Source organism: Pedococcus sp. KACC 23699 (assembly GCF_045348425.1).
GTDB lineage: Bacteria > Actinomycetota > Actinomycetes > Actinomycetales > Dermatophilaceae > Pedococcus.
This window is the reverse complement of record NZ_CP157483.1, coordinates 1,713,583-1,737,378: the sequence shown is the minus strand read 5'-3', so window position 1 is coordinate 1,737,378 and position 23,796 is coordinate 1,713,583. Positions and strand designations below refer to the sequence as shown.

Below are 23,796 nucleotides of genomic sequence, written 5' to 3'. Positions count from 1 at the left end.
CGAATGTGAGCAGTGCTCTTGACGAGCCCCGGCTAGGTGGTGTGTACTCGAGAAACAGAGAGCAGTGCTCACAGTTGAGGTCGTCGAAGGAGCTGGTGGTCATGGGTAGGTACGTGGTGATGGGTGCGGGTGCGGTGGGGCAGCGCACCGCCCGGGAGCTGGTGGCGAGCGGGCACGAGGTGCGGCTGGTGTCGCGCTCGGGACGGGGTGCCCACCTCGCCGGCGTGGAGGCCATCAGTGCCGACGCCACAGACGTCGACCGGGTGACCGAGCTGACCCAAGGCGCGGCAGCGCTGGTCAATGCGCTCAACCCGCCGGACTACTCCGCCTGGGACCGGGACTGGCCGCCCCTGGCGGCGTCGCTGCTCGGCGCGGCCGAGCGCACCGGCGCCGGACTGGTCATCGTGGGCAACCTCTACGGCTACGGGCGGGTCGACGAACCCATGACCGCGCACACCCCGCTGCGCCCCAACGGCCACAAGGGCGAGCTGCGGGTCCGGATGTGGGACGAGGCCCTGGCCGCTGCGGCGCAGGGGCGGGTCCGGGTGACCGAGCTGCGCGCGTCCGACTACACCGGCCCCGGGATCGGTGGGCGGACGAGCATGCTGCAGGAGCTCGTCGTCGCCCCGGTCGTCCGGCGTCGCCCGGTGTGGCTGCTCGTCGGCGACCCCGACGCGCCCCACACCTGGACCGACGTGCGTGACACGGGGCGGCTGGCGGCGGCCCTCGCCCAGGACGACCGTGCGTGGGGCAGGGCGTGGCACGTCCCGAGCGCCCCGGCACGGTCGATGCGTCAGGTCGCCGCCGAGGTCGCGGCGCTGGTGGGGCGCAGGGCCCCGGCGGTCCGCGCCATACCGGCACCGGTGGTGCGGGGCATGGGTCTGGCCGTGCCGTTCCTGCGGGAGCTGGGTGAGACGAGGCACCAGTTCGATCGGCCGTTCGTGCTCGACTCGAGCGAGACCGAGCGGGTCTTCGGTATGGCGCCCACGCCGTGGGAGCAGACGCTCGCCGACACCGTGGCGTTCGTGCAGGGCCGGACGGCCCACACCGGCGAGCTGCCGGGGAACGGGATCAGCGCGACTGCTGCTTGATCCGGTTGGTGAGCTCGGTGACCTGGTTGTAGATCGCGCGGCGCTCGGCCATGAGCTGGCGGATCTTCTTGTCGGCGTGCATGACCGTGGTGTGGTCACGCCCACCGAACTGCTGGCCGATCTTCGGCAGGGACAGGTCGGTCAGCTCACGGCACAGGTACATCGCGATCTGGCGGGCCGTCACCAGGACACGAGAGCGAGAGGTGCCGCAGAGGTCCTCGATGGTCAGCCCGAAGTAGGCCGCGGTCTGGGCCATGATCGTCGCGCTGGTGATCTGGGAGCCCTGCTCGTTGGGGATGAGGTCCTTGAGGACGATCTCGGCCAGGCCCATGTCGACGCTCTGCCGGTTGAGGCTGGCGAACGCGGTGACGCGGATGAGGGCGCCCTCGAGCTCACGGATGTTGGTCGAGATCCGGCTCGCGATGAACTCGAGCACCTCGTCGGGGGCGCTCATCCGTTCCTGGATGGCCTTCTTGCGAAGGATGGCGATGCGGGTCTCGAGGTCGGGCGGCTGGACGTCGGTAAGCAGGCCCCATTCGAACCGGCTGCGCATCCGCTCCTCGAAGCCGGACAGCAGCTTCGGGGGCAGGTCGCTGGTGATGACGACCTGCTTGTTGGCGTTGTGCAGGGTGTTGAACGTGTGGAAGAACTCCTCCTGCGTCTGCACCTTGCCCTGCAGGAACTGGATGTCGTCGATGAGCAGCACGTCGACGTCGCGGTAGCGACGCTGGAAGTTGCTCGCCTTGTCGTCGCGGATGCTGTTGATGAAGTCGTTGGTGAACTCCTCGGAGTTCACGTAACGCACTTTGACGTGCGGGTAGAGGTTGCGGGCGTAGTGCCCGATGGCGTGCAGCAGGTGGGTCTTGCCCAGCCCGGACTCGCCGTAGACGAACAGCGGGTTGTACGCCTTGGCCGGCGCCTCGGCGACCGCGACCGCGGCCGCGTGGGCGAACCGGTTGCTCGCGCCGATGACGAAGGTGTCGAAGGTGTACTTCGGGTTGAGCCGGGTGGCCGACTCGTCCGTGATGCTCGGCACCTCGTCGCGGGGACGCCGCTGCGCGGCAGGGGGAGCCTGGGCGGATTGCTCGCGCGAGGGGTCGGGGCGCTCGTCGGGGTCGACCCGGTGGGCCGGCTGGTGCTGGGGCTCGCGCTGGCTGGGCGCCCAACCGTTGCTCTCGAGGTACCCGGGGTCGCGGAAGTTGGCCGGCGCCTCGCCGTAGCCCGGGTCGCGGAAGCTGGCTGGTGCCTGGGTGTAGCCACCGGAGTACGCGCCGGAGGTGCCGGATCGCTGGTCGCCCCGCTGCTCAGGACGCTGCTCGGGCAGACCGACGGTGTCCTCGACGTAGTGGTCCTCGTCCAGGGACGGGTCGACCGTCACAGCCAGGTGCACCTGGGTGCCGAGCTGGGAGGACAGAGCCCGGGTGACCGCGTCGCGGACCCGCTGCTCCACCACGTCCTTGGTGTAGTCGTTGGGCACCTTGACCAGGGCAGTCCCGTCGAGCAGACCCGAGAGCCGGGCCAGGGTGAGGAACGCGCGCTCTCGCGCCGGCAGACCGTCGGCGTCGAGGGTGGCGATCGTGTTCTGCCAGATCTGAGCAAAGTCCAGATCGGCGTCACTCACTGGTCCCACATCCCTTTCGACGGTGTCTGCGGTTGCTGCCCTGTCGCAGGGTCATGGTGCGTTGATCGCACTCTGCAGTATCCACATAGTTATCCACAACCTGTGGGCAAAGAATGGGACGAGGACGGACGCTAACAAGTGCAGGGCCCGTGGAGCAAGCCGCTTGGTCAAATCTTGCCCTTCCCGGGAGAACTCGGTGAATCCGGGCGGCGTGTCCCCGCAGAGGCATGCGGTGTCCGGTGCTAGGACTCGCGACCAGACCCGTATGGAGCGCGGATGCGTGCTGGTTTGACCCTGCGGTTGGCGCTCGCGTACCTTGGAACAGGCCTGTCGGCCGTTTTCGCATGCCCGTGACACCCCGGCTCACCTTCTCGCGAAGGGGATCCGGCGCGGGTTTCCGATTGCGGCCGCTCGGTCACCCACCAGCACTCAGCAGGCCAACCGGGCCTGACCAGTAACGGAGAACCTCGTGAGCAAGCGTACTTTCCAGCCGAACAACCGTCGCCGGGCCAAGACCCACGGCTTCCGCCTGCGGATGCGTACCCGTGCGGGTCGCGCCATCCTGTCGGCTCGACGCGCCAAGGGCCGCACCGAGCTCTCCGCCTGAGGGCGTCCCTGTGCTGCCCGCGGGGCACCGGCTCCGCACGAGCTCGGACTTCTCGGCAGCGCTCAGGGGCCCCAGGGGAGCCCGAGCAGGCTCCACGTTGATGGTGGTCCATGCTGGACAGACCGACGCGCGTGCGGGACAACCGCCGCGGGTCGGTTTTGTCGTCTCCAAGGCCGTCGGCGGAGCCGTCGTCCGCAACCGGACCAAGCGCCGCCTCCGTGCTCTGATGGCGGCTCGAGTCGACGTGGTGCCCGCCGGCACCGACGTCGTCGTGAGAGCGAACCCTGCTGCGGCACAGGCGAACTCGACCCAGCTCGCGGCAGAGCTCGATCGTGTGCTGCCGAAGGTCCTCGCCCGGGTGGGGTCGGGTCGACCATGAGCACCGTCGGCCGGATCGTGACGGCACCGCTCATCTGGGTCATCGTCCTGTACCAGCGGCTCATCTCCCCGATGCGGCCGCAGACCTGTCGGTACTACCCCTCCTGCTCGGCCTACGCCGTCACCGCCCTCCAGCGATTCGGTCCCGTCAAGGGAACCTGGCTCGCCCTGAAGCGGTTGGGCAGGTGTCACCCCTGGTCGCCCGGGGGCGTTGACCACGTGCCTGCACGACCTGCCCACTCCGCTCCCCAGCGGTAGGGCACCAGACCTGCCGGCCAGGCACCATACGCATCGCATGGCCGGAACCACCGGTGGGACGTCGACCCGACGGCCCACCACCAGATTGAGGACACCATGAGCTTCACTGATCTGATCTACCCGTTCGAATGGATCGTCTCGTGGATCCTGTTCAGCTGGCACTGGCTGTTCACCCAGATGGGCCTCCCGTCGGCCTCCGGCGTGGCCTGGACCCTGTCGATCGTCGGCCTCGTGGTGGTGATGCGTGCCGCGATGATCCCGCTGTTCGTCAAGCAGATCCACGCCTCGCGACGGATGCAGCTCATCCAGCCCGAGATGCAGAAGATCCAGGCCAAGTACAAGGGCAAGAGCGACCCGGACTCCCGTCAGGCGATGACGCAGGAGACGATGGACCTCTACAAGCGGACCGGGACCAACCCGTTCAGCTCGTGCCTGCCGATCCTGCTGCAGTCCCCGTTCTTCTTCGGCCTGTTCCGGGTGCTCAACAGCCTGCAGAAGATCGCCAACGGCACCGCCGAGCCGATCGGCCCGATCACGCGCCAGCTCGCCGGTCAGGCGGAGTCCTCGACGTTCTTCGGTGCCCAGCTCTCCGACAAGTTCATCGGTTCGGAGACGCTGACCGTCAAGATCGTCACCATCGTGCTCATCGTGCTCATGTCGGCGAGCACGTTCACCACCCAGCGCCAGCTGATGATGAAGAACATGCCGGCGTCGGCGCTGGACAACCCCTTCGCCAAGCAGCAGAAGATGCTGCTCTACCTGATGCCGCTCTTCTTCGCGATCTCCGGCGTCAACTTCCCCATCGGTGTCCTGCTCTACTGGCTCACCACCAACGTGTGGTCGATGTGCCAGCAGTTCTACGTCATCCGCAAGATGCCTGCGCCGGGTTCACCGGCCGAGAAGGCGATGCAGGAGCGACGGGCCAAGCGTGGAAAGCCGATCGAGGAGTTCCGGGTCAAGGGCCTGGACAAGGCTGAGCCGGAAGAGGCGCCCAAGCAGGTCGGCCAGCGTCAGCAGCCCAGCCGCAACAAGAAGAAGAAGAGTGCCGCTGCCAAGCCCAAGCCGGCTGCCGCGAGCTCGCCCGTGCAGGACTCCAAGCCGCAGACCGACAACTGAGAGCGATGACCATGACTGAGCAGCACGACGCCCTCGTCGACGAGACCAGCCCGTCCGCCCCCGAGGAGACCGCCGTCACCGCCGTGGCTCCCGGCCCCGACGCCACACAGGCCACGCCACCCACGGAGGCCGGCGAGGACGGCAGCACCGCTCCGGCCGTCACCCCGGACGCAGCTTCCTACGCCGACGATTCAGACACCGAGGCCTCCGAGGACTCCGAGGACGTCGCATCGGTGGACGGCGACGTTTCCCACGTCTCGGCTCGGCGACGCCCCGCCAAGACGGCCGACCTCGAGCGTGAGGGCGAGGTGGCGGCGGACTTCCTGGAGACCTTGCTCGACATCGCCGACCTCGATGGTGACATCGAGGTCGATGTCGATGGCGACCGTGCTGCCGTCTCCATCGTCGACTCCGAGGAGGGCCGCGTGCCCCGTCGCCTCGTCGGACCCGACGGCAAGGTGCTCGAGGCGCTGCAGGAGCTGACCCGCCTGGCCGTCCAGTCCGCGACCGGTGAGCGCAGCAGGCTCATGCTCGACGTCGCGGGCCACCGTGCTGAGCGGCGAGCCGCCCTCGTCACCATCGCGCAGGAGGCGATCGCAGGCGTGAAGAGCAGCGGCGAGAAGGCCTCCTTGGAGCCCATGACGGCGTTCGAGCGCAAGGTGGTGCACGACGAGGTGCTTGCCGCCGGGCTGGTCTCGGAGTCCGATGGCGTCGAGCCTCGTCGTTTCGTCGTCGTGCTCCCCAGCTGAGACGACGCAGTTTCACGTGAAACAGCGCCGACAGGCGCACCCAGCGGGTGCAGGACCGGATCACCGGACCTGCACCCGCTGTCGTTTTCCGGTGTCGTGGCGCCGACCTCTAGGCTGGGCCGAGCCGTGGCCATAGGAGGCCGGACGCGTGGCGCATGGATGGTGCAGCGCCTGAATCGCTGACCACCGCAGAGGTGTGAAGCGTGTTTCCATCACGGCGAGCCAACCGTGCGACCTGACCCGAGGTGACCATGACCGAGCACGACACCCCTCCTGAGCCCACCGGCGAAGCCCTGGTGGCGCCGGTGGCACCATCCGTTGCCGCCGGGGTGTTCGGGGGCCGGATCGGGATGGCGGAGCAGTTCGCAACGATCTTGGCCGACACCGGGGTGTCGCACGGCCTCATCGGGCCGCGCGAGGTGCCCATCGTGTGGGAGCGCCACATCCTCAACTGCGCTGTGGCGCAGGAGGCGTTCCCGGAGGGGGTAGAGGTGGTCGACGTCGGATCCGGAGCCGGCCTGCCCGGCCTCGCGCTGGCGATCGCCCGTCCCGACCTGCACCTTCACCTCGTCGAGCCGATGCTGCGGCGCACGACCTGGTTGTCAGACACCATCACCCAACTCGGGCTCACGAACTGCACGGTGCAGCGCGGCCGAGCCGAGGAGTTCCACGGGGTGCTCACGGTGGCCTGGGCGACGGCTCGCGCCGTCGCACGGATCGACAAGCTGGCACGGTGGACCTTTCCGCTCCTCGCCCAAGGAGGAACGCTGGTGGCCCTCAAGGGCAGTAGTGCCCAGGACGAGCTCGAGGCCACCGCACCCACCCTGCGCAAGCTGGGGATGACGGCATCGGCGGTGGAGGTGTACGGCGAAGGACTGCTCGACGTGCCGACCGTCACCCTGACCCTGCAGGTACGTCCCCAACCGACGCCGAAGAAGGCGCGCAAGGGCAGATAGCCGCAGGTAGCGGCAGCCGTGCCCGGCGCCCAGCACTCGGGCGCGATGTGCATTACCTGGTGCTCGGCTGGGAACGGCTGGGCACGGCAGCGGGCCGATCGACTGGAGTCGGTGTCGTGGGGAACTGTTGGCCGGCTGGCCGGCACGTCGTTCAGTCCGACGACCCCTTCAGCACCTGGCCTTTGACTCGATTCGAGCGGCGTTCTGCGGCCACGTGTCCACGTTTGTGACGGTGCCCTCGCGTAGGGTTGGATGATGCCCATGGCCAACGAGGTGACCGCGTGACATCAGCAGTACTCCGGCTCACCCGCGGACTGGGGTGGCCCGAGCGGCCGGCGGGACCGAGCACGGCCGTCGGATGGCCGGACCGGATGGACAAAGACTCTGGTGACTCGGGCCCGTTCGACGTGGCGGCCACGTCTGGTGCCACGCTCGCGTCCGACGGCGCGGTTCGGGCCACGCACCTCGACGACCTCGACTCCACCGCCGTCGACCCCACGGCCAACTCCGTCGCCGATGTTTCGTCAGATGCATCGACCGACGCGCACGTTTCACGTGAAACGCAGGCATCCGATCGAGCGGTGTTTGAGAGCGACTCGGAGTCATCACTCCCGGAGTCCGCTCCGCACGACACGGTGGAGTCATCGAGTCATGGTGCGCCCGATGTTTCACGGGAAACGTCGACAGTCGCCAGCCACGACGCTGCTTGCCCTGCCGACCTCGCTTCTCCTGGCGACGCCACCCAAGCTCCGACTGCAGTGATGGCGACACCGGCGGCCGCTCAGGGAGTGGGCGCCGATCCTGCTCCAACTGAGGACGATGTTTCACGGGAAACCGTCGGTGCTCACGGCGCGGATACGCACCCCCAGGGACCCGCGACGACCCGCGCGGCGACCGACGCAGGATCCGGCCACGTCGGAACCGCCGTCGCGGCGGAGGAGGCGCTGGCCGCGGTCGTTTCACGTGAAACTGACCAGCGCGAAGAGCTCGCCTCGTCCTTGCCGCAGGCGGATCACGACACCCCGCTGGCTCGGGCGGTCGCCGAAGACGCGCGCAAGCGCATCGCCCTGACCGGGAGGGTGTTTCCCAAGCCGGCTGCCACCCGGGTGCTGACCGTCGCCAACCAGAAGGGCGGCGTGGGCAAGACCACGACCACGGTGAACGTGGCTGCGGCTCTGGCCCAAGCCGGACTGACCGTGCTCGTCATCGACATCGACCCGCAGGGGAACGCAAGCACCGCGCTGGGGATCGACCACCATGCCGAGGTCCCGAGCATCTATGACGTGCTGGTCGACGGCGATCCACTGGCGGACGTCGTGCAGGAGTGCCCGGACATCCCCGGTCTGTGGTGTGCGCCGGCCACCATCGACCTTGCCGGCGCGGAGATCGAGCTGGTCTCGCTCGTCGCTCGGGAGACCAGGCTCCAGCGTGCCATTGCTGCCTACCTCCAGGGAGCACCGAACGCGGACCGTCCCCTTCCTGACTACGTGCTCATCGACTGTCCCCCCAGCCTGGGCCTGCTCACGGTGAACGCGTTCGTCGCGGCGCAGGAGGTGTTCATCCCGATCCAGTGCGAGTACTACGCGCTCGAGGGCCTGTCGCAGCTGCTCAAGAACATCGAGCTGATCCGCAACCACCTCAACCCGACCCTGCACGTGTCCACGATCCTGCTCACCATGTATGACGGCCGCACCCGGCTGTCGGCGCAGGTGGCCGAGGAGGTTCGCAGCCACTTCCCGGACCAGGTGCTGCGCAACACGGTGCCGAGGTCGGTGCGCATCTCTGAGGCGCCGAGCCACGGGCAGACCGTCATGACCTACGACCCCAACTCCAGTGGCGCGTTGTCCTATCTCGGTGCCGCTGCCGAGCTCGCCGACCGGGGTGCTGCCGCAGCACCCGTCGTCCCGTCCGCCTCCGCGCAGAACTGACAAGGAACCCCCACATGAGCGAGAAGCGTCGCGCCCTCGGCCGGGGCCTGGGTGCCCTCATCCCCAACGCCCCCACGTCACCCATGCCGAGCCGCCCCGTCGATGTCTTCTTCCAGGACCAGCGCCCGGCGCCGGCCGAGCCGTCACGCGCTCCGGGCGAGGACGCCTCGACCGCGCAGGGCAACAGATCCGGCGACGACCAAGGACGCATCGACGCGCATGCCGGCCGCGATGACGCCCAGGGTCAGATCGGAGAAGGAAGTGCCGACGAGTCGACCGGCACGGAGAGCGTGGACGGTGAGGCGCTGGCGGGCGACAAGCGTCCTGCCGAGTCGCACGCTGAGCCCGGCTCCGCATCGGGTTCCGAGCACGACTCCCAGCAGGACTCCCAGCCCATCCCGGTCGACGTCACCGACGGCAGGGGCCTGGCACCGGTGCCGGGGGCATCGTTCGGCGACCTGCCGGTCGAGTCCATCCGACCCAACCCCAAGCAGCCCCGGTCCGTCTTCGACGAGGACGACATGGCCGAGCTGGTGCACTCGATCCGCGAGATCGGAGTGCTCCAGCCCATCGTCGTCCGACCCATTCCCGCAGGTCAGGGGCCTGACGAGCTCGACAGCGCCCCGGAGGGCGTCGTCTACGAGCTCATCATGGGTGAGCGCCGCTGGCGTGCGTCGCAGGAGGCCGGCAAGGCGACGGTCCCGGCGATCGTCAAGGAGACCGACGACGACGACCTGCTGCGCGACGCGCTCTTGGAGAACCTCCACCGCAGTCAGCTCAACGCCTTGGAAGAGGCTGCCGCGTACCAGCAGCTGCTCGAGGACTTCGGCTGCACCCACGACGAGCTGGCGGGACGGATCGGACGCTCGCGTCCGCAGATCTCCAACACCCTGCGACTGCTGAAGCTGCCTCCGCTGGTGGCACGCCGCGTCGCCGCCGGCGTCCTGTCCGCGGGCCACGCCCGCGCGTTGCTCTCCCTGGACGATGCAGCCGGTATGGAGCGCCTCGCCCAGCGGATCGTGGCCGAAGGGCTCTCGGTGCGCAGCGTCGAGGAGATCGTGGCGCTCGGAGGTGACCAGGAGCGGTCCAAGCCGCGCCGTCCGCGCGCCGGCAACCGTCACCCGCAGCTGGACGACCTGGCGGCACGGCTGTCCGATCGGTTCGACACCCGGGTCAACATCGCCCTGGGTCAGCGCAAGGGCAAGCTGACGGTGGAGTTCGCCTCGGTCGAGGACCTGAACCGGATCGTCGACCTGTTGGGTGTCGACCGTAACGGCTGACCGCGATGTTTCACGGGAAACACCGTCCGGCGACAGATCAGTGGAACCGCTGACACCAGTCCAGAACTGACGAATCCCCTTGGTGGACAAGGGGATTCGTCAGTCAGAGCGCGCGGTCACTCCGTGCCAGCGCGCCGGCACTCGGTGCGCAGGCTGGCTCCAAGGGGAGCCGGCTCAGGAGTGTGCGGCGAGGTACGCGCGCAGGTCGCCCAGGTGGAGCACGCCGGTCTTGGTGGTGTCGTCGTCGCCCAGGTAGAGCCGCTGCAGGCTGACGAGGAGCGCTTCGGCGAGCGTGTCACGGAACGCGGGGTCGGCCAGTCGCGCGGCATCGGCGGGGTGCGACAGGTAGCCGGCCTCGATCCGGACCGTGGGCATGGTCGTCTGCTGGAGCAGGGTCCAGGACCGTCCGTGCGACCGGCAGTTGGCCAGTCCTGTCCGCGCCACGATCTCACGCAGGACGAGGTCGGCGAGGTGCTCGCCGATGGCCGACCACGAGGTCGCGCGGTCGCGGCCGAAGAAGAAGGTGGCGACCCCGCTGGCGTCGGCGGCGTCGTGGGAGTCGGCGTGCAGCGACAGCAGGAGGTCGGCGCCGGCGTTGTTGGCGATCGCGGCGCGCTCCTCCTCGGTCGGGCACGTGTGCTCGGTGCGAGTGAAGACGACGGCGACCCCGATCGCGGTGAGCCGGCCCTCGATGCGGCGAGCGAGGTCCATGACGAGATCCGACTCGACCAGGCCGTTGGCGGTGGCGCCGGTGTTGTCACCGCCGTGACCGGGGTCCAGCACGACCGTGCGACCACTGAGGTTGTGGCCGGAGCGGCGGACACGCTCGCGCTCGCGCAGGACGTTGGCTGAGCCGCCGGACACCGATCGGCGCAGGTCGTCGAAGGCGCGGAACGTCTCCGGGCCGACTGAGCCGTCACCGGGCAGGCCATAGGCCCGCTGGAAGCTGCGCACGGCACGCTCGGTCTCCGGGCCGAATCGTCCGTCGACGCGACCGGAGGCGAAGCCGAGGGTGTTGAGGCGCTCCTGGAGGGCCACGACGTCCTCGCCGCGCTGGAGGTGGCCCGGAGTGTGCGTCAGGAGGCGGTCGCCGAGTGACCAGCGGGCACCATCGATGGCACCGAAGGTCTCGACCCCGACGACACCGTCGACGATGAGGCCCTTGTGCTGCTGGAAGGCGCGCACGGCATGCAGCAGGCCCTCGTCATACGCCTCGGGGTCCGGAGCGCCGACCAGGAGGTCGGCGAGCTCGGGGAGGGCGTCGGAGGCCAGGGCCGCGAGCCGGGTCCTGACGTCGAGCACCGCTGGACCGTGGCTCCCGAGACCGAGCAGGCCGTTCTTGCTGTCTGACACGCAACCTCCTCGGAGGGGTAAAGACCTCGTCGAGGTCGACATCGGTGCAGGTCAGGGGCGGTCTGCCGAGGCAGAGCACGGGCCTGGTGCGACCGGTGGGACAGGGTGGATCTGGGTGGGCTGTGCGCCGGGGGTGGACGCGCAGGCCGCGTGGTGCAGTGCCCGACTCTAGGTCAGCAGGGGGGCAGGATCCAACCGAACTGCTCCTGCTGAGGTCGCGTCCGGTGGCGCTGGGCGACTGTGCCGCCCTCCGCGGGGACATAGGCGTCAGGCGTGGTCGAACCTGGGAAGTCGGCCCCGGAAAAACATGTGCCGGCCGGACCCCGTGGGGTCCGGCCGGCACACGCGGCACGTCAGTTGAGGTAGTCGGCGAGCTCGCGGACGAGCTTGGGCTTCGGCATGGCGCCGACGAGGGTCTTGACGACCTCGCCACCGACGTAGACGTTGAGCGTCGGGATGCCGGTGATGCCGTAGCGCGAGCTGACGGCGAGGTTCTCGTCGGTGTTGAGCTTGACGATGTCGATCTTGTCGGCGTGCGCGACGGCCAGCTCCTCGAGGACCGGGGCAACGGCGCGGCACGGGCCGCACCAGGGTGCCCAGAAGTCCACCAGGACCGGCTTGTCGTTCTGGAGGACGTCGGCCTCGAAGGTCGCGTCCGTGGTGTCCTTGATGGCTCCCACTCGGGGGCTCCTTTCGGTGGTGCTGTGGTTGGGGATGGTGCGTGCGGGTCAGTGCGTGAGCGCGGGCTGCTCGATCAGGGCGGCGTCCGCGTCCGGGGCGCCGGCGTGGTCACGGTCGGCCAGGAACCGCTCGGCGTCCAGGGCCGCGGCGCAGCCGGAACCGGCGGCGGTGATCGCCTGGCGGTAGGTGTGGTCGACGAGGTCACCGGCGGCGAACACACCGGGCAGGTTGGTCAGCGTGGTGCGACCCTCGACGAGCACGTAGCCCTCCTCGTCCAAGGTCACGACGTCCTTGACCAGCTCGTTGCGCGGGTCGTGACCGATGGCGACGAACAGACCCGTCACGGGGAGCTCGCGCGTCTCACCGGTCACGGTGTCGCGCAGCGTGACCCCGGTGAGCTTGGCGTCGCCGTGGATGGCCTCGACGGCGGAGTTCCAGGCGAACTTGATCTTGTCGTTGGACAGCGCCCGCTCGGCCATGATCTTGGAGGCCCGCAGCTCGTCGCGACGGTGCACGATCGTCACCGACCTGGCGAACTTGGTCAGGAAGGTGGCCTCCTCGACGGCGGAGTCGCCACCGCCGACGACGGCGATGTCCTGGTCACGGAAGAAGAACCCGTCGCAGGTGGCACACCAGCTGACACCGTGGCCCGACAGGCGCTTCTCGTCGGGCAGACCGAGCTCACGGTAGGCCGAACCCATGGCGAGGATCACGGCGTGCGCGCGGTAGGTGTTGCCCTCGGCGTCCACGACCGTCTTGACCTCACCCTCGAGGTCGACCGACTCGACGTCGTCGGTGATGATCTCGGCGCCGAAGCGCTCGGCCTGGGCACGCATGTTCTCCATGAGGTCCGGGCCCATGATGCCCTCGCGGAACCCGGGGAAGTTCTCCACCTCGGTGGTGTTCATCAGCGCGCCACCAGCGGTGACGGCACCCTCGAAGAGCAACGGCGCGAGGTTGGCGCGGGCGGCGTAGACAGCGGCGGTGTAACCCGCCGGGCCCGAGCCGATGATGATCAGGCTACGGATGGCGTCAGGTGCGGTCGTGCTCACGCGAGTACAGCCCCTTGTGGTCGAGAAGGAGGTTCACCGCTACATACGGTGCTGATGTCTGCAACCGATCGTAGGGCCTGAATGTTCCTGCGCGGCACGCGGCAGGCCGCGGCGACGGGTGAATCGGCCAGTCAGCCCAGGGGGACGGGGCCGGCCATCACCGCGGGGTGGTCGGCGTCGCAGTCGGGGGCCACGGCATACACGCTCTGGCGGGTGTCGCCGCCCACCACGACGACCACCGCCGGGCGTCCGTCGTAGGTCGCCACGTCAGCGGTGAGGGGCATCGAGGCGGCGACACCCAGCGCGGTCAGGCACTCCCGCAGGCCCGCCGCGTCGGCGGTGGCCGCACCGGCGGAGGAGCCGCGAAGCGCGCTGGAAGGGGTGGCGTGGTCCTTCACCGCCCCGGCGAGCACCGTGCGCGCCTGGGTCCGCAGGGCCGAGGAGGTGTATGCCGTGCCGGTCGCCTGGAGCGTGACCGTGGCGGCGCTGCTGCTCATGGAGTGCTCGCCGGCGTCCTTGCGCCCGGCTGCCGCGTCCGGCGAGGCCTTCGCCGCGGAGCCGGCGGCGGAGCTCGCGGAGCTCGACCCGGTGCCGCTCAGGGAGGCCAGCAGCTCGCCGGGCCCGGTGCCGGCCAGCGCCGGGACCGCAACGGCGACGGCGGCCACCGCAGCGGCAGCAAGCCCGACCTTCGGCCAGGACGGCAGCCGTCGACGCAGCGGGACGACCGTGCCGCGTGGATCGGCCGAGGGGTGCCCGGACGACGATCGACCGGCCGAGCGGGCCTGCTGCTCGGCGGCGATGGAGGCGTTGATGCGGTCGACCAGGTCGGCGGGCATCGGGCCCGGGTCGCCGAGCCCGGCCAGCAGCGCGCGTACCCCGGTCGGGTCGTCGAGGTCCTCCGGGCGACCCGGTGGCACGGGTGGGGTGCTCACGGCAACCTCCGGACGGCTCGAGCAACGACAGGGCGCAGCGACGGACGGTGTGACGGGTGGAAGGCGGCGGTCCCAGCGAGACCCGGACGGAGGCCAGGACAATGGCCGCTCCATGGGTACGACGTCACGGCTGCCCCGATCGTTCCCGGAGCATGGCCGCCATGGCCTCGCGGCCACGGCTGCAGCGCGACTTGACGGTGCCCTCGGCGACCTCGAGCACCGCCGCCGCCTCGTGCACGGACAGACCGTGCATGTCGACGAGGACCAACGCCATCCGTTGGCCCTCCGGCAGGCGGTCGAGGGCCTCGCGCACCTCGAGCCGGGTGTCCACTGAGGCCTGGGCGTCAGACTCGTCGGCGAGCTCGTGCTCGGGCAGCGGTGAGGTCGGTTTGTCGCGTCGTAGCCGGTCCAGGCAGGCGTTCACGACGATGCGGTGCAGCCACGTCGTCACCGCCGCCTCACCGCGGTAGGACCCCGCTCGCCGGAACGCCGAGATGAAGGCGTCCTGCACGCAGTCAGCAGCGAGCTCGGGGTTGCGGGTGGTGCGCAGGGCCACGGCCCACATCCGGTCGCGGTGCCGGCGGAACAGCTCCCCGAAGGCATCGGGGTCGCCGTCGAGGTGCTGGCGCAGCAGGTCCCGGTCGTCGCGTTCGTGCAGCGGGCGGGTGCTCATGGGGTGCCGGTCCGCCGCGCCCGGCTCAGCGGACCGTGACCTCGGCGAGCGTCGCGCGGAACTTGCCGTCACTGACCTGCGACACCTTGGTGAACCAGACGATGACGTACTGCCCCGTCACGGGCTTGGCGGACTTGACGATGACGTTGCCGCTCTTGCCGGAGGACGTGCCGAGGACCGTGGCCGTGTCCAGGGTCCGGTCCGGCCCGACGTAGACGGTGACGTCTGAGGAGTTCGGGAGCACGAGGTCGACCTGGGAGACCTTGCGGACCTGGCCGAGGTCGAGGCGGACGCCGACACCCTTCTTGAGGCCGCCGAGGTTGGCGCTGGCGTAGCCCTCGGAGCTCCAGAACGTGTCGGTCTTGCCGTCGAAGACCCGCGGAGCCTCGCCGTTGCGCTCGGCGTTGTCGCCCTCGGGGTCGAACCCGGTGGCGCTGAGGATGGCGAACTCCTCGCTCGCCGTCGTGGTGGTGGTCGAGGGGGACGGCGTCGTGGTCTGTCCGGGGGTGACCGTCGCTGTGGGTGCCGTGACCGTCACCGTGGGGCTCGGGGACCCGGCGAAGAGGTGGGCGCCCGACCCGATCTGCGAAACGCCGTACCAGCCGAGCGCCGTGACGATCACGAGGAAGCCGGCCACGATGGCCAGCACGACCTTGGACTGGGCCCGGCTCGTCTGGGCGGTCTCCTGCGGCAGCATCGGCAGGGGAGGATCGAGCGGTTCGGAGGTGTCGAGGAGGGCCTCGTCCAGGCTGATCCGGCGCTCTTCGGCCTGCTCGGCCGCCGCATCACGTGCTGCCTTGCGCTCGGCTGCCTTGTCGGCGGCCTTGTCCGCGGCAGCCTTGGCGAACGAACCCACCCGGTGTGCGGCAGCACCGGCCGCGTGCCCCGCGGCGGTAGCCCCGGCACCCAGCGCCGCAGCCACGGCAGCCGGGGCGCCCTCCTGCGGGCCGTGCTCACCGTTCGCTGCCGCGTTCCCTGCCGCGTTCCCTGCCGCGGCCGCGCCACCGGGTCCACCCGTGGTCGACCCCGCTGCTGCGCCACCGGCAGCACCAGCAGCCATGACCTGTGTCGCCTGGTCCGGCGCCGCAGCACGAACCGTGTCGTCCTGGTCGAAGGGCGTGGCGCCCCCTTGGCGGGTAGCCGGAGCGTGGCCCGGGTCTCGGGCGAGGTCGCCCATCGGCAGGGCGATGGTGCGGTCCACGTCGCCGGTGACGGGGCGCGGGGCGCTGCCCCCGAGTCCGACCACCTGGGTGGGTGCCCAGGGAGCGATCTGCGACGCGAAGTCTCCGGGCGTAAGCGGGCCCTGGTCGTCGTTGAGGGTCAGGCGACACAGCGCGTCGAGGTCCCCCGGCACGCCCGCGGCGATCTCGGACGGTGCGGCGACGCCCCCCACGACGCGGGGTGCACTCTCGACACCGGGCACCGCCGGGGTCAGCGGCCAGCGGCTGGTCAGCGCTGCATACGCCACAGCCACCACGCCCACGGCGTCGAGGCGGGCCGCGCTCGCAGAGTCGAGCTCGTCGTCGGAGGCCAGGGCGGCGGCGGTGGCCACACCGCGGACCTTGATGGTGCCGTCGGGAGCGCGCAGGACCGAGTGGGGGGTGAGGCGGAGGTGGTGCAGACCGCGGGAGCGGGCGGCCTCCAGGCCCGTGGCCGTCTCACCGGCGATGCGGCGGGCCTCCTCGGCGGGCAGGCCGCCCTGCTCGAGGATCTGGGCGAGGGAGTGAGCGTCGGCGATCGCCTCTTCGACGTAGAAGGCCGTCCTGTCGGAGTGGCCGACGTCGAGCACCCGGACGAGGCGGTGGTTGTCCAGGCCCGCAGCACGGCGGGCCGCGTCGAGGGTGGCGGCGGCGTGCTCCTCGTCCTCGGCGAAGCAGACCACGACCACGTCGCGCTCGAGGGTGGTGTCGTGGGCCGCCCAGCGTTCGGCGTGCGCCAGCGTCTCCAGCCTGCGCCGGACGGCATACCGGCCGCCCAGCACCGTCGAAGGCCCAACCCCGTGCACGCTGCCTCCTCCTGCGTCGCTGGTGCGGTCGCCGGTCCGGTCGCCGCTGCGCTGCGCTGCCATCCTAGGGTCTGGCTCGCTCACGCCGGGCGGCGACGCAGGCGACGGACCACCGGGTCGAAGAGCTGCCCGACCTCCTCGACCCGCATCGCGTGGGCGATGCCGAAGACGAAGGCCAGGTAGACCGCGCCACCGAGGGCCAGCTCCAGTGCCGCGCCGAACCACGACTGGGCGTCGACCCCGATCCGCGCCAGCAACCACAGCAGGCCGAGGGTGGGCACCACGGCCAGCCCGGAGGCGATGCCGAGGCGGACGTACACCCGGACCGTGGGGTGCAGGTGCAGGGGGCCGAGGCGCCGACGGAGCAGGACGAAGCCGACCACGGCGGCGGCCAGGTTGCTCAGCGTCTGGCCGATGCCGACGATGACGCCGGCTCGCTCGGGCGTGGCGACGAGGGCTAGCAGGTTGACCGCGGAGGCCACCACGGTGACGAGCACCTGGAGCCGGAAGGGGGTCTTGGCGTCCTCGTAGGCGTAGAACACGCGCTGCACGAGGTAGAACCAGCCGAACGGGACGAGGCCGATCATCATCGCGACCATCACCCCCGAGATGGCCAGCGCCTGGTCGTGGCTGTTGCCCGGGAAGGCGAGGCGCACGGCCTGTGGCCCGAGGAGCGCGGCCCCCACGGTGATCGGCAGCAGCAGGACCGCCGGCATGCGCAGGCCCCGGCCGAGGTCGGCCACCACCCCGCGGTCGTCGCCGCGGTGGGCCGACTGGGAGAGGCGGGTGAACAACGCGGTGACGAGGGAGACGGTGATGAGGGAGTGGGGGAGCATGAAGAGCAGGAACGCCAGACCGTAGGCGGTCACCCCGGCCCCGACCGTGCCGCTCGCCTGGAGCAGGTCGCCGGCCCTGGTCATGACCTTCGACGTGACGATGAAGCCGAGCTGGCTCACGGCCACGGCGGCGAAGGTCCAGACGGCGACGTGGGAAGCCGACCGCAGGCCGACACCGCGGAACCCCCAGACCGGGCGGTAGTGGAACCCGATCCGGCGCAGCGGCAGCCACAGCGCGACCGCCTGGGCGGCCACACCGAGGGTGGCCGAGCCCGCCAGCAGCCAGATCATCGGCCCGGTCCAGCTGGCGACCGGGATGTCCTTCCCGTAGGCCAGCCGGAAGGTCACGATGCCGATGATGCCGACGACGTTGGCCAGCGCGGGCGCCCACATGTATGCCGCGAAGTGACCGCGGGCGTTGAGCACCTGCCCCAGCAGCGTGTAGAGCCCGTAGAAGAAGACCTGCGGCAGGCAGATCAGGGCGAACGCCGTGGCCAGGCCCAGCGTGGGCGAGTTCCAGCCCTGGGAGAACAGCCGCACGAGCAGGGGGGCGGCGGCGGTGACGACGAGGGTGGCGCCGAGCAGCAGGGCCAGGGACAAGGTGATGAGCCGGTTGACGAACTCCTGTCCACCATCGGTGTCCGTGGACGCCTTGATGATCTGCGGGACGAGGACCGCGTTGAGGACACCACCGGCGAGCAGCAGGTAGAACTGGTTGGGCAGCGTGTTGGCCACCTGGAAGGTGTCGGCGGACAGCGCGATGCCGATCGTCGCGGCCAGCAACGAGGCTCGGGCGAAGCCGAGCAGCCGCGAGACAACGGTGCCGGCGGCCATGATCGCGCTCGACCGGGCCAGGCTGCCCTCGGGGGCAGAGGTGGTGGCAGCGGGCGGAGTGGGGTCGGCGCCCGGCGTGTCCTTGCTGCTGCTGTCTGCCTGCGGGGGCGGGGTCTCGCTCATCGGCGTGCCTCCACGGCTCGGGGGTCGGCTCCGTGGCCGTGGGCGGAGCGGCTCGGGCGCCGCCTGACGGTGCGCACGATACCGAGGACGAGGACCAGGGCCGCCACCCCACCCAGGACGAGGTAGACCCAGTTACCCGTCGGGGTCACGCGGACCTGCACGTCGGCGCCCTGGCCGACCACGGTGCCGTCGGGCGTGGTCAGGGTCGTCCGGAGGGGGACGAGGCCGGCGGCCAGGGCCGTGACGCTGACGTTGACCGTCGCGCGGCTGTGCGGGCCGATTCGCAGGATCGAGGGCTGGCTGTCGATCTGGAGCCGGGGGTTGGACGCCTCGACGGTGAGCTTGACGTTCTCGACGGGCACGTTCAGGTCGTTGGTCACCGTGATCTGGAGCCGGCCGGAGTCGGCGAGGAAGTTGATCGTCCCCGCGCTGACCTTGACGGCCGTGGTCGTCTGCCGGGTGGCGGCGTTGACGCGACCGTTCAGGGTGTTCCAGGCGGTGGGGGCCGAACGCCAGCGCGTCGAGGCGAGCTGCTCGGCGGCCCGGGTCCAGGTGCGCGCGAACTCGTTGCCGTCGTCGCGGATCTGGGCGACGCCGCGGACGGTGCGCAGGGTCTGCTCGAGCGCGGCCGTGCGGGCGGGGGTCAGCACCGGCTTGCTGACGCTGGCCGAGGGGGTGGTGGGGCGGGTGACCGGCGCGACCTGCGTGGGTGCGGTGCGGCGGGCTGCCGCGAGCTGGGCCGTGGTGGTCGTGGGCGTGAGCCATGGGAGCTTCTGGACGACGTCGAAGAAGCGCCGGGTCGCCTCGGGGTCCGGGTTGAAGGAGCGAGGAGCCACGACGAACACCGATCGCCCGGCGGTGCCGGGAAGCTCCCCCAGGAGGGCGGCCGAGTCGGCGATGAACTGCTGGGTGCTCAGCACCGACTCCGGTCCCGAGGTGGTGCGACCGAGCAGCGAGCTGAGCGAGTCGTCGTAGGCCAGCAGGGGCAGCCCGGTGGTGCTGCGCTGGGTCGCGCCCGGGGTCAGGCCGGTCGGGCCGGAAGGGAGTGCGCTGCTCGAGGTCACCTGAGCGGCGAGCGGGGGCACCCGGAACAGCTGGCGCAGTCCGGACTCGGCGCGCGAGGTGTAGGTGCCGTCGGCCGGCCAGGCGATGTCGGAGCGACCGCCGAGCCCCTTCGCCACGTTCGCCGAACGGCGGACGAGGTCGGGGAACAGCTCGGTCGTGCCGGGCTGGCTGGCCACGGCCCCTACGTCCGCATCCGTGTCGGGTAGGACCCACGGGCTGTGGCGCTGGGCCTCCTGGGTGATGCGCACCTCGGTGGCGGTCCGCAGACGCAGCTCCTGGGTCCCCCTGGCGCCCGCGTCGACGGGGGCGGGCAGCAGGCCCGGCGTCAGGCTCGGGTCGAGGGCCCACGTGACGGGCGCGTCCTGCGTGGCGTCGAGCACGCGGGTGACCCGCGAGGAGGCGTCCAGCGCCGAGGTCCACGCAGTCTCGCGGGCGGTCCCGGTCCCGGCGAAGAGGTCGGGGTCCGGGTCGAGGGTCAGGGGGACGGCCCACGAGATCGCCAGGGGCTGGTACTGCTTGATCCGCTGGAAGCCGGCGAAGGTGCGCACGGACGTGTCCGCGGACTCCACGCTGAGGGGCACCGCGCCATACGTGGCGTCGGAGCGTCTCGAGGCGATGCCCTCGAGGCTGATCCGGAAGCCGGCGGCGGTGCCCGGTGCGACGCTGCCGGCGAGACGCGTCGTGCCGACGACGTCGCCCTGCGCAGGGCCGGCCTGCACGGCCCAGTCGCGGACGGCTTCACGGGTGTTGGGGAGGGTGCCCGCCACCACCCGCACCGTGGGCCGGACCAAGGGGGTGGTGCCGTCGTTACGGACCGTTCCGGAGATGACGACCTTCTGGCCGGGGGCCACGACGGCCGGGCTGACCCCGCTGAGCTGGACGACGGCCCGCGGGGCGGTGGCGGTCGGTCGTGTCGCTGCGACCTGTGTGGCGGTTGCGCCGACCTGGGTACGGGGTGCGGCGGCCGGGGTGCCGGGTGCGGCTCGGACGGCCGCGTGCGTCGCGGGCGGCGTGGCCGCGACGGCGGGCAGCACCAGCGCTGCCGCGGCGAGCACGCGGCATACCGGGACGCGCCCCATCACCCGTCTCCGGCCAGACGGTGCCAGGCCTGCCTGGCGATGCGGCGCTCGTTGGGGAAGGTGAGGTGCTCGTGGGCCTCGCGGAGGGGGAGCCAGGCCACGTCCACGGCCTCGTGGTCCGGGTCGTTCTCGATGGTGAGCCGACCGCCGGTGGCCTCGAGGAGGTAGTGGTGCACGAACTTGTGCACGCGGTGGTCGCTCGTGGCGAACCAGTAGTCGATGGTGCCGAGCTCGGTGAGGACCCGGCCCTGGATGCCGGTCTCCTCCGCGACCTCGCGCTCGGCGGTCTGCGCGAGGGTCTCATCGTTCTCGCGGTGGCCTTTGGGCAGGCACCACTCGAGCCGGCCGGCGCGGTTGCGGCGCGCGATGACGGCGATGCGGGCCACTCCGTCGTGCACGTCGACCACGATGCCCCCGGCGGAGCGCTCCTCGACCGCAGGCAGGCGCGCGCGGCTGGGGGCCAGCCGTTCGGGATCGCGTGCGGGGGAGGTCACCCGGTCACTCTAACGAGCGCCTAGGCTTGACCCTCGTGTCCACCGCCGATCCCCGCGAGCCGTCCCCGAAGGGCTCGAACGCCTCGAGCGGCTCACCGTCGGACATCCCCGAGCTGCTGCGGGCGGCCACCTCGCACCTCGCCCCGGTGGTGCCCCTGCTCACCGAGCTGGGGGCGCTGTTCGCGGCCGCCGGCCACGAGCTGGCCCTCGTCGGTGGCCCGGTCCGCGACGCCTTCCTCGGACGCGTCTCGCCCGACCTCGACTTCACGACCAGCGCCTCGCCCGACGAGTCGCTCGCAGTCCTCAAGCCGTGGGCCGACGCGCACTGGGACATGGGCCGCGAGTTCGGGACGGTGGGAGTCCGGCGCGGCGAGCACACCATCGAGGTGACGACCTACCGCGCCGACGCCTACGACGGCCAGACACGCAAGCCGGTGGTCGCCTTCGGTGACAACCTCGAGGACGACCTCGTACGGCGCGACTTCACCGTCAACGCGATGGCGCTGAGGCTGCCGTCGATGGAGTTCGTCGACCCGCACGACGGCCTCACCGACCTCGCGGCTCGTCGGCTCCGCACGCCGGGGACGCCCGAGGTGTCCTTCGGGGACGACCCGTTGCGGATGATGCGCGCCGCCCGGTTCGCCGCGCAGCTCGGTGTCACCGTGGCGCCCGAGGTGCGGTCGGCGATGGAGCAGATGGCCGGCTCGATCGAGATCGTGTCGGCCGAACGGGTCCGCGACGAGCTCACCAAGCTGCTGCTCGCCCCCACGCCGCGGCCCGGACTGCGCCTGCTCGTCGAGACCGGTCTGGCCGACCATGTGCTGCCCGAGCTGCCCGCCCTCAAGCTCGAGATCGACGAGCACCACCGTCACAAGGACGTCTACGAGCACTCGCTCACCGTGCTCGACCAGGCCATCTCGCTCGAAGGTCCGGCCGACGGGCCGCCCGAGTCCGTCCCGGGTCCGGACCTGTGGCTGCGGCTGGCGGCCCTGCTCCACGACATCGGCAAGCCGGCGACGCGACGGTTCGAAGCGGGTGGCGGGGTCTCCTTCCACCACCACGAGGTGGTCGGTGCCAAGCTCGCGGCGAAGCGCCTCAAGGCGCTGCGCTTCGACAAGGAGACGGTCAAGGCGGTCGCCCGTCTCACCGAGCTGCACCTGCGTTTCCACGGCTACGGCGACGGCCAGTGGACGGACTCGGCGGTCAGGCGCTACATCACCGACGCCGGACCGCTCCTTCCGCGGCTGCACCGCCTGACCCGGTCGGACTCCACGACCCGCAACGCCCGCAAGGCGGCTCGGCTGTCCCGCACCTACGACGAGCTGGAGGTGCGGATCGCCGCCCTCCAGGAGGCCGAGGAGCTGGCGGCCGTGCGACCGGAGCTGAACGGCAACGAGATCGCCGAGGTCCTCGGCATCCGCCCCGGACCGGTGCTGGGTCGCGCCTACAGCTTCCTGCTCGAGGTGCGCCTCGATCAGGGGCCGATCGGGCGCGATGCTGCTGTGGCGGCTCTGCAGGAGTGGTGGGCCCAGCAGCCCGAAGCGGCGAACTGACCCGTTCGCAGGGCCCGTCGCACTGTCACTGCTGGCTTCGGGTCAGTCGGCGACGAACACCGACAGCCCGCTGTCGCTGGCGAAGAACGTTCAGACCCGGTCGAGGGGAGCCGACTGCCCCTCGACCTCACTCCACTCAAACAGGGGATTCCCTGAAGACGATGGCCCAGAATAGCGGAATGGCGACAAACCCCTTGCAGGTCGCACGCCCGACACACGCTGGCACGGCGTGGTGACAGCCCCGAAGAGGGTCTTCGACGGACGACCCACGGTGCTCGGGCACCGCGGGTCCGGGCGCGGCACCGTCGACGGCAACGCCGAGAACTCCCTCGAGTCGATCCTCGCCGGCGTCGCGAGCGGCCTGCGCTGGGTCGAGTTCGATGTCCGCCGCACTGCCGACGACCTGCTCGTGGTCGGGCACCACCCGACCCTGGACGACGGGAGCTGGGTGGCAGACCTGGACGGGCCCGGTGCCACGGCCCTCGGGATGGTGACCCTGGACACCGTGCTGACGGCCCTGCCCGACGGCATCGGCGTGAACATCGACCTCAAGACCTCGCTCGAGGACGCCCTTCGGCCCCGCGAGGCCACGACCGCGGCGCTTCTGGCCCCGGTCCTGCGGGACCTCGTCGCGGGTGACCGCGCGGCCGGTCGCCCGGTGCTCGTGTCGTCGTTCGATCCGGCGTCGTTGCTCGTCATCGGCGAGCTGGCACCGGTGTTGCCGAGGGGCCTCCTCGCCTGGGTGGGTTTCCCCCTGCGCAAGGCCATCCCCGCCGCCGTCCACCTCGGCGTGGACGCCGTGGCGGCCCACTGGTCCTCCTTCGGCCCGAACGGCGTGGACCGTGCGCCCAGCTTCAGGTCGGCCGCGTATGCCGTGGACGTTGCCCACCGGGCCGGACTCGAGGTCGTCGTCTGGTGCCCCGGCGCCGACGTGGCCACCGAGCTGCTCTCGGCCGGGGTCGACGCGGTGGTCGTCGACGACGTGCCCACCACCCTCGCCGCCCTGCGCGGACAAGCCGACTGACGGCATACGGGTGGGTTTGGTCGTTCGAGGTTTCCCGGTTTGCCCACCTGTGGGAGCCTTGCCCCGGCTGCGTCGGCAGGGCAGCAACGGGGAGTTCTCCCCATTGGG

Annotated in this window: 21 protein-coding genes; 11 read left to right on the top strand and 10 right to left on the bottom strand. The window is 70.8% G+C overall.

Annotated features, from left to right (window positions below):
* Positions 1-101 precede the first annotated feature (101 nt).
* Positions 102-1,091 (top strand): NAD(P)H-binding protein, encoded by a 990-nt coding sequence (locus ABEG17_RS08055; protein WP_406832762.1) that lies wholly within the window; start codon positions 102-104, stop codon positions 1,089-1,091.
* Here ABEG17_RS08055 and dnaA read toward each other — a convergent pair.
* Positions 1,072-2,712, bottom strand: a complete 1,641-nt coding sequence (gene dnaA / locus ABEG17_RS08050) for a chromosomal replication initiator protein DnaA (protein ID WP_406832761.1) — start codon at positions 2,710-2,712, stop codon at positions 1,072-1,074. The genes ABEG17_RS08055 and dnaA overlap by 20 nt on opposite strands.
* Before the next feature lie 469 nt (positions 2,713-3,181).
* Between dnaA and rpmH the strand changes: the two genes are divergently transcribed.
* From rpmH to ABEG17_RS08010, 8 genes are all read left to right on the top strand, one after another.
* Positions 3,182-3,319 (top strand): 50S ribosomal protein L34, encoded by a 138-nt coding sequence (gene rpmH, locus ABEG17_RS08045; RefSeq protein ID WP_140739978.1) that lies wholly within the window; start codon positions 3,182-3,184, stop codon positions 3,317-3,319.
* Complete coding sequence (rnpA, locus tag ABEG17_RS08040; protein WP_406832760.1) at positions 3,258-3,698, top strand: ribonuclease P protein component; 441 nt, start codon at positions 3,258-3,260, stop codon at positions 3,696-3,698. The genes rpmH and rnpA overlap by 62 nt, the downstream gene beginning before the upstream one ends.
* Positions 3,695-3,955 carry a membrane protein insertion efficiency factor YidD gene (yidD, locus tag ABEG17_RS08035; protein ID WP_406832759.1) on the top strand — a complete coding sequence of 87 codons (261 nt, stop codon included), beginning with the start codon at positions 3,695-3,697 and terminating at the stop codon, positions 3,953-3,955. The genes rnpA and yidD overlap by 4 nt, the downstream gene beginning before the upstream one ends.
* Before the next feature lie 96 nt (positions 3,956-4,051).
* Entirely contained in the window at positions 4,052-5,071 is a 1,020-nt protein-coding gene (yidC, locus tag ABEG17_RS08030; protein ID WP_406832758.1) for a membrane protein insertase YidC, read from the top strand.
* 11 nt (positions 5,072-5,082) lie between these two features.
* Complete coding sequence (locus tag ABEG17_RS08025) at positions 5,083-5,820, top strand: R3H domain-containing nucleic acid-binding protein (RefSeq protein WP_406832757.1); 738 nt, start codon at positions 5,083-5,085, stop codon at positions 5,818-5,820.
* 251 nt (positions 5,821-6,071) lie between these two features.
* Positions 6,072-6,776 carry a 16S rRNA (guanine(527)-N(7))-methyltransferase RsmG gene (rsmG, locus tag ABEG17_RS08020; RefSeq protein ID WP_406832756.1) on the top strand — a complete coding sequence of 235 codons (705 nt, stop codon included), beginning with the start codon at positions 6,072-6,074 and terminating at the stop codon, positions 6,774-6,776.
* 788 nt (positions 6,777-7,564) lie between these two features.
* The gene (locus tag ABEG17_RS08015) at positions 7,565-8,704 is read left to right on the top strand and encodes a ParA family protein (RefSeq protein ID WP_406833159.1); all 1,140 of its coding nucleotides are present in this window, start codon (positions 7,565-7,567) and stop codon (positions 8,702-8,704) included.
* A 14-nt stretch (positions 8,705-8,718) separates the two neighbouring features.
* On the top strand, positions 8,719-9,984 hold the full coding sequence (locus ABEG17_RS08010) for a ParB/RepB/Spo0J family partition protein (RefSeq protein WP_406832755.1): 1,266 nt from the start codon (positions 8,719-8,721) through the stop codon (positions 9,982-9,984).
* A 174-nt stretch (positions 9,985-10,158) separates the two neighbouring features.
* On the opposite strand, the gene ABEG17_RS08005 is transcribed toward ABEG17_RS08010, so the two are convergent.
* The 9 genes from ABEG17_RS08005 to ABEG17_RS07965 form a co-directional block, all read right to left on the bottom strand.
* On the bottom strand, positions 10,159-11,337 hold the full coding sequence (locus ABEG17_RS08005; protein ID WP_406832754.1) for an N-acetylmuramoyl-L-alanine amidase: 1,179 nt from the start codon (positions 11,335-11,337) through the stop codon (positions 10,159-10,161).
* A gap of 353 nt (positions 11,338-11,690) precedes the next feature.
* Positions 11,691-12,017, bottom strand: a complete 327-nt coding sequence (trxA, locus tag ABEG17_RS08000) for a thioredoxin (RefSeq protein WP_406832753.1) — start codon at positions 12,015-12,017, stop codon at positions 11,691-11,693.
* Between the two features lie 48 nt (positions 12,018-12,065).
* Positions 12,066-13,070 carry a thioredoxin-disulfide reductase gene (gene trxB, locus ABEG17_RS07995; RefSeq protein WP_406832752.1) on the bottom strand — a complete coding sequence of 335 codons (1,005 nt, stop codon included), beginning with the start codon at positions 13,068-13,070 and terminating at the stop codon, positions 12,066-12,068.
* A 131-nt stretch (positions 13,071-13,201) separates the two neighbouring features.
* On the bottom strand, positions 13,202-14,002 hold the full coding sequence (locus ABEG17_RS07990; RefSeq protein ID WP_406832751.1) for a hypothetical protein: 801 nt from the start codon (positions 14,000-14,002) through the stop codon (positions 13,202-13,204).
* 124 nt (positions 14,003-14,126) lie between these two features.
* Positions 14,127-14,675 carry an RNA polymerase sigma factor SigM gene (gene sigM / locus ABEG17_RS07985; protein ID WP_406832750.1) on the bottom strand — a complete coding sequence of 183 codons (549 nt, stop codon included), beginning with the start codon at positions 14,673-14,675 and terminating at the stop codon, positions 14,127-14,129.
* Positions 14,676-14,700: 25 nt separating this feature from the next.
* The gene (locus tag ABEG17_RS07980) at positions 14,701-16,743 is read right to left on the bottom strand and encodes a hypothetical protein (protein ID WP_406832749.1); all 2,043 of its coding nucleotides are present in this window, start codon (positions 16,741-16,743) and stop codon (positions 14,701-14,703) included.
* 17 nt (positions 16,744-16,760) lie between these two features.
* Positions 16,761-18,473 (bottom strand): murein biosynthesis integral membrane protein MurJ, encoded by a 1,713-nt coding sequence (gene murJ, locus ABEG17_RS07975; protein ID WP_406832748.1) that lies wholly within the window; start codon positions 18,471-18,473, stop codon positions 16,761-16,763.
* Positions 18,470-20,617, bottom strand: a complete 2,148-nt coding sequence (locus tag ABEG17_RS07970; RefSeq protein WP_406832747.1) for a DUF6049 family protein — start codon at positions 20,615-20,617, stop codon at positions 18,470-18,472. The genes murJ and ABEG17_RS07970 overlap by 4 nt, the downstream gene beginning before the upstream one ends.
* The gene (locus tag ABEG17_RS07965) at positions 20,617-21,111 is read right to left on the bottom strand and encodes an NUDIX hydrolase (protein WP_406832746.1); all 495 of its coding nucleotides are present in this window, start codon (positions 21,109-21,111) and stop codon (positions 20,617-20,619) included. The genes ABEG17_RS07970 and ABEG17_RS07965 overlap by 1 nt, the downstream gene beginning before the upstream one ends.
* A gap of 104 nt (positions 21,112-21,215) precedes the next feature.
* Here ABEG17_RS07965 and ABEG17_RS07960 point away from each other — a divergent pair, with 104 nt between their 5' ends.
* A complete protein-coding gene (locus ABEG17_RS07960) occupies positions 21,216-22,664 on the top strand; it encodes a CCA tRNA nucleotidyltransferase (protein ID WP_406833158.1) in 1,449 nt (482 codons plus the stop codon).
* Positions 22,665-22,893: 229 nt separating this feature from the next.
* Positions 22,894-23,688, top strand: coding sequence for a glycerophosphodiester phosphodiesterase (locus ABEG17_RS07955; RefSeq protein ID WP_406832745.1), 795 nt, complete (start codon positions 22,894-22,896; stop codon positions 23,686-23,688).
* Positions 23,689-23,796 lie beyond the last annotated feature (108 nt).